The organism is Novosphingobium resinovorum (assembly GCF_027922145.1).
GTDB lineage: Bacteria > Pseudomonadota > Alphaproteobacteria > Sphingomonadales > Sphingomonadaceae > Novosphingobium > Novosphingobium resinovorum.
The window spans coordinates 434,584-440,792 of record NZ_BSFC01000024.1 but is presented as its reverse complement, the minus strand read 5'-3'; the positions used below and the strand labels follow the sequence as shown (position 1 = coordinate 440,792).

At 63.2% G+C, this 6,209-nt stretch carries 10 protein-coding genes; 6 read left to right on the top strand and 4 right to left on the bottom strand.

Features of this window, described 5'->3' with window-relative positions; genetic code table 11:
* Nucleotides 1-111 precede the first annotated feature (111 nt).
* Nucleotides 112-792: an MBL fold metallo-hydrolase gene (locus PKE80_RS17035; RefSeq protein ID WP_271183520.1), complete on the top strand. Its 681-nt coding sequence runs from the start codon at nt 112-114 to the stop codon at nt 790-792.
* On the opposite strand, the gene PKE80_RS17030 is transcribed toward PKE80_RS17035, so the two are convergent.
* A complete protein-coding gene (locus PKE80_RS17030; RefSeq protein WP_271183519.1) occupies nt 789-1,181 on the bottom strand; it encodes an MAPEG family protein in 393 nt (130 codons plus the stop codon). The two genes, PKE80_RS17035 and PKE80_RS17030, sit on opposite strands and share 4 nt — an antisense overlap.
* Before the next feature lie 161 nt (nt 1,182-1,342).
* On the opposite strand from PKE80_RS17030, the gene rpmF reads away from it, so the two are divergent.
* From rpmF to PKE80_RS17005, 5 genes are all read left to right on the top strand, one after another.
* Entirely contained in the window at nt 1,343-1,522 is a 180-nt protein-coding gene (rpmF, locus tag PKE80_RS17025) for a 50S ribosomal protein L32 (protein ID WP_008829420.1), read from the top strand.
* A 36-nt stretch (nt 1,523-1,558) separates the two neighbouring features.
* Complete coding sequence (gene plsX / locus PKE80_RS17020) at nt 1,559-2,632, top strand: phosphate acyltransferase PlsX (RefSeq protein ID WP_271183518.1); 1,074 nt, start codon at nt 1,559-1,561, stop codon at nt 2,630-2,632.
* Complete coding sequence (locus PKE80_RS17015) at nt 2,632-3,603, top strand: beta-ketoacyl-ACP synthase III (protein ID WP_271183517.1); 972 nt, start codon at nt 2,632-2,634, stop codon at nt 3,601-3,603. The genes plsX and PKE80_RS17015 overlap by 1 nt, the downstream gene beginning before the upstream one ends.
* Nucleotides 3,604-3,711: 108 nt before the next feature.
* Nucleotides 3,712-4,008 carry an integration host factor subunit alpha gene (locus PKE80_RS17010; protein ID WP_008829423.1) on the top strand — a complete coding sequence of 99 codons (297 nt, stop codon included), beginning with the start codon at nt 3,712-3,714 and terminating at the stop codon, nt 4,006-4,008.
* 29 nt (nt 4,009-4,037) lie between these two features.
* Nucleotides 4,038-4,469: a MerR family transcriptional regulator gene (locus PKE80_RS17005; protein ID WP_271183516.1), complete on the top strand. Its 432-nt coding sequence runs from the start codon at nt 4,038-4,040 to the stop codon at nt 4,467-4,469.
* A 7-nt stretch (nt 4,470-4,476) separates the two neighbouring features.
* On the opposite strand, the gene PKE80_RS17000 is transcribed toward PKE80_RS17005, so the two are convergent.
* From PKE80_RS17000 to PKE80_RS16990, 3 genes are read right to left on the bottom strand one after another with little or no spacing between them, the layout of a single operon-like run.
* A complete protein-coding gene (locus PKE80_RS17000) occupies nt 4,477-5,253 on the bottom strand; it encodes a hydrolase 1, exosortase A system-associated (protein ID WP_271183515.1) in 777 nt (258 codons plus the stop codon).
* The gene (locus PKE80_RS16995) at nt 5,250-5,924 is read right to left on the bottom strand and encodes a hypothetical protein (protein WP_271183514.1); all 675 of its coding nucleotides are present in this window, start codon (nt 5,922-5,924) and stop codon (nt 5,250-5,252) included. The genes PKE80_RS17000 and PKE80_RS16995 overlap by 4 nt, the downstream gene beginning before the upstream one ends.
* Nucleotides 5,924-6,184, bottom strand: coding sequence for a phosphopantetheine-binding protein (locus PKE80_RS16990; protein WP_271183513.1), 261 nt, complete (start codon nt 6,182-6,184; stop codon nt 5,924-5,926). The genes PKE80_RS16995 and PKE80_RS16990 overlap by 1 nt, the downstream gene beginning before the upstream one ends.
* Between the last annotated feature and the right edge of the window lie 25 nt (nt 6,185-6,209).

The window sequence follows — 6,209 nt, the reverse complement described above, 5'->3', positions numbered from 1 at the left end:
GTATCCTTGATGGGAGGTCGGGTGGGGGCGTGGGCCGGTGCCGAATCCGCCTGAAGCGGACAAACTTCAGCCCGGTTGCATTCGCGGCGCTCTGCGGCCATTTCCAAGGGCATGACGCAAGGCACCGAACAACAGATGCGCGTGGGGATCATTCCCGTCACGCCCCTCCAGCAGAACTGCTCGCTCCTGTGGTGTACCGCCACGATGAAGGGCGCGCTGGTCGATCCCGGCGGTGACCTGCACAAACTGAAGCAGGCACTGGAGAAGACCGGAGTGACGCTGGAGAAGATCCTCGTCACCCACGGCCACCTCGACCACTGCGGGCAGGCCGGCGTGCTGGCCAAGGAGCTTGGCGTGCCGATCGAGGGGCCGCAGGAGGAAGACCGCTTCTGGATCGCGCAGCTCGACGACGACGGGCCGCGCTGGAACATGGAGGCGCATACCTTCGAGCCCGACCGCTGGCTGGAGGATGGCGACAAGGTCACCGTAGGCGAACTGGAACTCGACGTCGTTCATTGTCCGGGGCACACGCCCGGCCACGTCATCTTCCATCACGAGCCCAGCAAGTTCGCCATGGTCGGCGACGTGCTGTTCCAGAACGGCATCGGCCGCTGGGACTTCCCGCGCGGCAATCTCGACGATCTGGTGCACTCGATCACACAGAAGCTCTGGCCGCTCGGAGACGACGTCACATTCGTCCCCGGCCATGGCCCGGTAAGCACTTTCGGGCAGGAGCGTCTGACGAATCCCTACGTCAGCGACGAGGCGATCAAACGCGGGCTACCGGTCTAGAATCGCCCCGTCGCGATCAGCACGGCCATCAGTGCGAGTCCCAGCAGCGTCAGCACCGAGATGATGAAGCCGGCCGCGCGCAGGGGAGATTTCTCCGCCTTGTCCATCCCGATCCCGTGGGCGATGCGCGCCAGCAGATAGAGTGCGCCGACGATCGCAAGCCATTGCCCGGCCTTGCCGGAAAGCTCGATAGCGGCGACCAGCATCAGCACGAAAGGCGCGCTCTCGCCATAGTTGGCCTGAGCGCGCATGCGGCGCAGAAGCACGGGATTCTCGCCGTCGCCGTGCCACACCTTCGCCGCCATGCGCGCCTTGCCGGTACGCACCGCCAGCCAGAAGGCGACGACGGCTGCTGCGGCGGACATGCTGAGGGTGGTCTGCAGAATCATATAGGCGTACTCCCGATTGGTGACGGCTTGATGGTGGAGGGAGTAACGGGTTGCAACTCGCGTGAAATGGGTTATAGGCGCGCCTTCGCAAGCCGCCGTGTCCCTACCCGGTCACCGGCGGCCTTTTTGACAGACACGTATTTGCAGGAACAGGTGCCGAAATGGCTGTCCCTAAAAGAAAGACTTCGCCCTCCCGCCGGGGCATGCGCCGCAGCCATGACGCGCTGAAGGTTGAAGCATTCCACGAATGCGGCAACTGCGGCGAACTGAAGCGCCCGCACAACCTGTGCAATTCTTGCGGCCACTACAACGGTCGTGAAATCGTCGCGGTCGAAGTCTAAGACTTAGATCCTACGACGTATTTCGGAGAAAGCCCCATGAGTTTGCCGCGTATCGCTATCGATGCGATGGGCGGCGACGAGGGCGTGCGCGTCATGATTGAAGGCGCCGCGCTTGCGCGCCGCCGTCATGACCGTTTCAAGTTCCTGCTCGTCGGTGACGAGGTGCGGATCAAGGCCGCGCTCGAAAATCATCCGAACTTGCGGACCAGCTCCGAAATCCTGCACACCGATGGCGTGATCAGCGGTGAGGACAAGCCCAGCCAGGCGCTTCGCCGGGCCAAGGGCACGTCCATGGGCCGTGCGATCGAAGCGGTGAAGCTCGGCCATGCCGGGGCTGCCGTCAGCGGCGGCAATACCGGCGCGCTGATGGCGATCTCCAAGCTGACCTTGCGCACGATGCCCGGCATCGATCGTCCTGCACTGGCGGCCCTGCTGCCGACGCTGGGCGACAACGACGTCATCATGCTCGACCTCGGTGCCAATACCGAGTGCGACAGCCGTAACCTGGTCCAGTTCGCGATCATGGGCGCGGCTTATTCGCGCGTGGCCACCGGCCGCGCCGAACCGCGTGTGCGTCTGCTCAACATCGGCACCGAAGAGACCAAGGGCACCGAGGAACTGCGCGATGCAGCCGCTGTGCTCAAGGGCGCGGCCGAAAACCTTGCGATGTCCTTCGACGGCTTCACCGAGGCGGACAAGATCTGCCGCGGCGACGTCGATGTGGTCGTGACCGACGGTTTTACCGGCAACGTCGCCCTCAAGGCGGTGGAAGGCACGGCGCGTTTCGTCGCCGACCTGCTGCGCCGCGGCTTCAGCAGTTCGCTGCGCTCCAAGATCGGGTTCCTGATCTCGAAGCCGGCTACCGACCTGCTCAAGCACCACCTCGATCCCAACAATCACAATGGCGCGGTCTTCCTTGGCCTCAACGGCATTGTCGTGAAGAGCCACGGCAGCGCCAATGCTGCAGGCGTGGCCAATGCCGTGGCGGTCACCGCCCGGCTCTTGGAGGAAAACGTGACCGAGCGTATCTCTGCCGACCTGGCCCGTCTGGGAGGGTCGACCTGGCGCATGCCTAAGGGGCTGACCGGCGTACAGGAAGAGCGCGCCTGATGATTCGTTCGGTACTGATCGGAACCGGCTCCGCGCTCCCGCGCAATGCCGTCAGCAATGCCGAACTGGCAGAGCGGGTCGATACCAGCGACGAATGGATCGTCGAACGTACCGGCATCTCCAACCGCCACATCGCCGAGGCCGACGAGACCACCTCCAGCCTCGCCACCGAAGCGGGGCGCAAGGCGATCGAGGCTGCGGGCATCGATGCCGATTCGATCGACCTGATCGTGCTGGCGACTGCCACGCCCGACCAGACGTTCCCCGCCAGCGCCACGATCGTCCAGAGCCGGCTCGGTTGCCGTGCGGGCGGAATCGCCTTCGACGTTGCTGCGGTGTGCTCGGGCTTTCTCTATGCCGTCGGCGTTGCCGATTCGATGCTGCGCACCGGCATGGCCAGGCGTGCGCTGGTCATCGGGGCGGAGACTTTCAGCCGCATTCTCGACTGGGAAGACCGCACGACTTGCGTGCTCTTCGGCGACGGCGCGGGCGCCGTGGTGCTGGAGGCGCAGGAACAGGTGGGTGAAACTCCCCGGGGAATCCTCGCGACCCGGCTTCACGCCGATGGCGCGCACAACCAGTTGCTCTTCGTCGATGGCGGTCCCTCGACCACCGGTACGGTCGGCAAGCTGCGCATGAAAGGCCGCGAGGTTTTCCGCCACGCCGTCGTCAACCTTGCGGAAGTCCTGCGTGAAGTCATTGAAGAGGCTGGCCTTTCCACCTCCGACATCGACTGGCTCGTGCCGCATCAGGCCAATGCGCGCATCCTTGATGCGACGGCCAAGAAGCTCAGTCTGCCGCCCGAAAAGGTGGTGATGACGGTCGGCCAGCATGCCAATACCTCGGCTGCGTCGGTTCCGCTCGCACTCGATGTGGCAGTGCGCGACGGTCGCATCAAGCAGGGCGATCTCGTCATGCTGGAGGCCATGGGTGGCGGATTTACGTGGGGTGCGAGCCTGATTCGCATCTGACAAGCGACTGCACCGCACGGGTTGCGTTCAATATTGGACGCACCGTTGATTTCTTCCCTGTTTCTAATATTATGCGTCACATCGGCGCACTATGGGGATGCGGGATTGATGCGCGCTACGGATACTTTGACAAGGGCTGAGATTGCCGAGGCGATTCATCGCAAGCTGGGCATATCCCGTGCCGAGTCGCTTGCCATGGTGGAAGCGATCCTGCAGCACATGACGACGGCCCTCAGCGATGGCGAGAACGTCAAAATCTCGGGCTTCGGCACTTTCCTGCTGCGCGACAAGGGCGAACGGATAGGCCGCAACCCGAAGACCGGCGTAGAAGTGCCGATCACCCCCCGGCGCGTCATGACCTTTCGTGCCAGCCAGATGCTGAAGGACCGTATCGCCACAGATTGACGGGAAAGTTCCGTCGGGAAAAGGCAGGTATGGACGTTTCAGCACCCGGTGCGCCTGTAAGGGCAGCATTTTTCGAAGATGCCCCGCTTTTCGAAGACGGGAAGGAGCCGCAGGCGCTACGCACGATCGGCGAAGTGGCCAAGGCGCTCGCGATCAGGCCCCATGTGCTAAGGTACTGGGAAGAGCAGTTCGCGTCGCTCCAGCCGATTAAACGTAGCGGAAATCGACGATATTACCGTCCGGAGGACGTTGAGTTGATCCGCGAGATCGATCGGCTTGTCCATCGTGAGGGTTACACCCTGCGCGGCGCAGCCAAGGCGATCAGCGACAAATCGTCACTGGCGGTAGCAAGTATTGCGGCACCCGAAATGAGCAATCGGCAAGAATCATCGGCAGAAGATTTCTTCCGTAGACTTTCGGAGATTCGCGAAGGGCTCGCGGGCGCGCTCATGCGAGCCTGATCATTCCTCAGTCCCGCAATATCTCGAGAACCTGACCGAGCAGCCAGTCCTGGGCATCGGGTTCGACATAGCTGTGGCTGGCTTTGCTGCAGATACGGATGCGGTCGTCGGTCTTGTCCCAGTGGGAAAGGAAGGCCAGTCCGGTACGATCGCGTCCCGCGATCAGGAAGCGCACCGACCCTTTGAAGCCTGCGATACCTTGCGCTATTTCGGCAGTCAGCCCGCTCAGTGTCGAAGGCGCGGGGCGGGTGGCGGTAACCAGGCTCCGGGCCAGCTTTGACAGTGAGACCTTGCCGGTCAGCAATCGCTTGATTGCCGCTGGATCAGCGAGACGCCGCCGGTAGTGATCGCGCACGATCTCGGCAGGGGCTTCCTCGTCGGAACTCTCGATGGTCCAGGGGTTTGAAAGCACAAGGCCGTCCAGACCTGCGCCTCCTGCAAGCATCAGGGCACTGGCAGCGTCGCAATTGCCGAAACCGATGACATGCTGAACATGGGGGGCTTGGCTTCGCAGGGCTTCCAGCGCCGCGGCAATATCCGCAGAACTGTGCCTGAATCCAAGATTTTCGCCTTCGCTGTCACCCACGCCGCGTCGGTCGAAGCGCAGGACTGGAAAGCCGTGGGCAGCGATTCGGGCGGCGAAGCGGGCTTGACCGTTCCACGCTCCGGCGCGCACTTCGTTCCCGCCCGAGACGAGCAGGATTGCGCAGTTTCCTTGAGCTTCGTCTAGAGTAGCTGCGAGCCTTTGACCGGCACAGGCGAAAAAGAGGTGCCGTCGCTTCATGCCCTGAGCGCTCCTGTCAGCAGGGCGGCAAGGGCGTCGGCCTGTGCACCATTCTCATCGGGCTCCGCGCGTAGCCAGAGGCCGCTTCCACCGACTTCATCCTGCCCGATGATAGTGGGGAGGGCGTCCGGCACCATCGGTTCGAAATCGCGGTAGAAGTCGGGACCGATTTCGTAACCGGCGAGGGTTATGCCGCGCGTGACCGCTGTTTCAGCGAGAGCTTCGCGGTTTTCCTCCCGCCCGGCTTCGCGGGAGGAGAGGATGCGTGCGCGTACCAACTGGCGCAGGATCGTCGCTGCCTTGACGGGGGCATAGTGGAATGCGGGCAGAGACTTCGGAGTAAACAGGCTGCCGCCGCGCATGCCCAGCACGTGGGTCGCCCTGAAATGCCGGGCAGCGGAGGTCATGGCATCCAGCCAGCCCGCCGGATTCTGAATGACGAGGGGCAGCATGCTCTCGTTGCAACCGGGGAGATCGGGCAAAACGCTGTCGATCCTGGCAAGTTCGAGTCGCCGCATGACCTCTACGGTGAAGCGACGCAGCTTGTTCCCCTCATCGAAGAGGGCGGGTATGATCAGCAGGCGATGATCGCGCCCCGCATCGCAGGACAACGCGAATTCCTCGCTGGTGCCGCCGCCGGGGAGCGGGCAGGGCCAGCTTGCCGGAACCATCAGGCGCCGCGCTTCGCCTCTACGAACGCGAGCAGGCCGCCGTAAGTCTCCAGCATCTCGCCTTCGATCTCGTCGTCCTCGATGATGATGTCGAGGCGATCCTCGAGTTCAGTCAGAAGGCCGGCCACGGCCATCGAATCCAGTTCGGGAAGGTGCCCGAACAGGCCTGTGTCATCATCGAACGTATCGGCCTGACCCGGCTTGAGCCCAAGCACATCCGTCAGGATGCGGCGCAGCAGCAGGTCGGTTTGGTCTGGCATGGCCCCTCGGCAATCTGTCATTCTT

What these genes read in the sequence shown, in the direction of transcription:
- PKE80_RS17035 (WP_271183520.1), top strand. Translation starts at nt 112, where the DNA reads ATGACGCAAGGCACCGAACAACAGATGCGCGTGGGGATCATTCCCGTC.
- PKE80_RS17030 (WP_271183519.1), bottom strand. Translation starts at nt 1,181, where the DNA reads ATGATTCTGCAGACCACCCTCAGCATGTCCGCCGCAGCAGCCGTCGTC.
- rpmF (WP_008829420.1), top strand. Translation starts at nt 1,343, where the DNA reads ATGGCTGTCCCTAAAAGAAAGACTTCGCCCTCCCGCCGGGGCATGCGC.
- plsX (WP_271183518.1), top strand. Translation starts at nt 1,559, where the DNA reads ATGAGTTTGCCGCGTATCGCTATCGATGCGATGGGCGGCGACGAGGGC.
- PKE80_RS17015 (WP_271183517.1), top strand. Translation starts at nt 2,632, where the DNA reads ATGATTCGTTCGGTACTGATCGGAACCGGCTCCGCGCTCCCGCGCAAT.
- PKE80_RS17010 (WP_008829423.1), top strand. Translation starts at nt 3,712, where the DNA reads ATGCGCGCTACGGATACTTTGACAAGGGCTGAGATTGCCGAGGCGATT.
- PKE80_RS17005 (WP_271183516.1), top strand. Translation starts at nt 4,038, where the DNA reads ATGGACGTTTCAGCACCCGGTGCGCCTGTAAGGGCAGCATTTTTCGAA.
- PKE80_RS17000 (WP_271183515.1), bottom strand. Translation starts at nt 5,253, where the DNA reads ATGAAGCGACGGCACCTCTTTTTCGCCTGTGCCGGTCAAAGGCTCGCA.
- PKE80_RS16995 (WP_271183514.1), bottom strand. Translation starts at nt 5,924, where the DNA reads ATGGTTCCGGCAAGCTGGCCCTGCCCGCTCCCCGGCGGCGGCACCAGC.
- PKE80_RS16990 (WP_271183513.1), bottom strand. Translation starts at nt 6,184, where the DNA reads ATGCCAGACCAAACCGACCTGCTGCTGCGCCGCATCCTGACGGATGTG.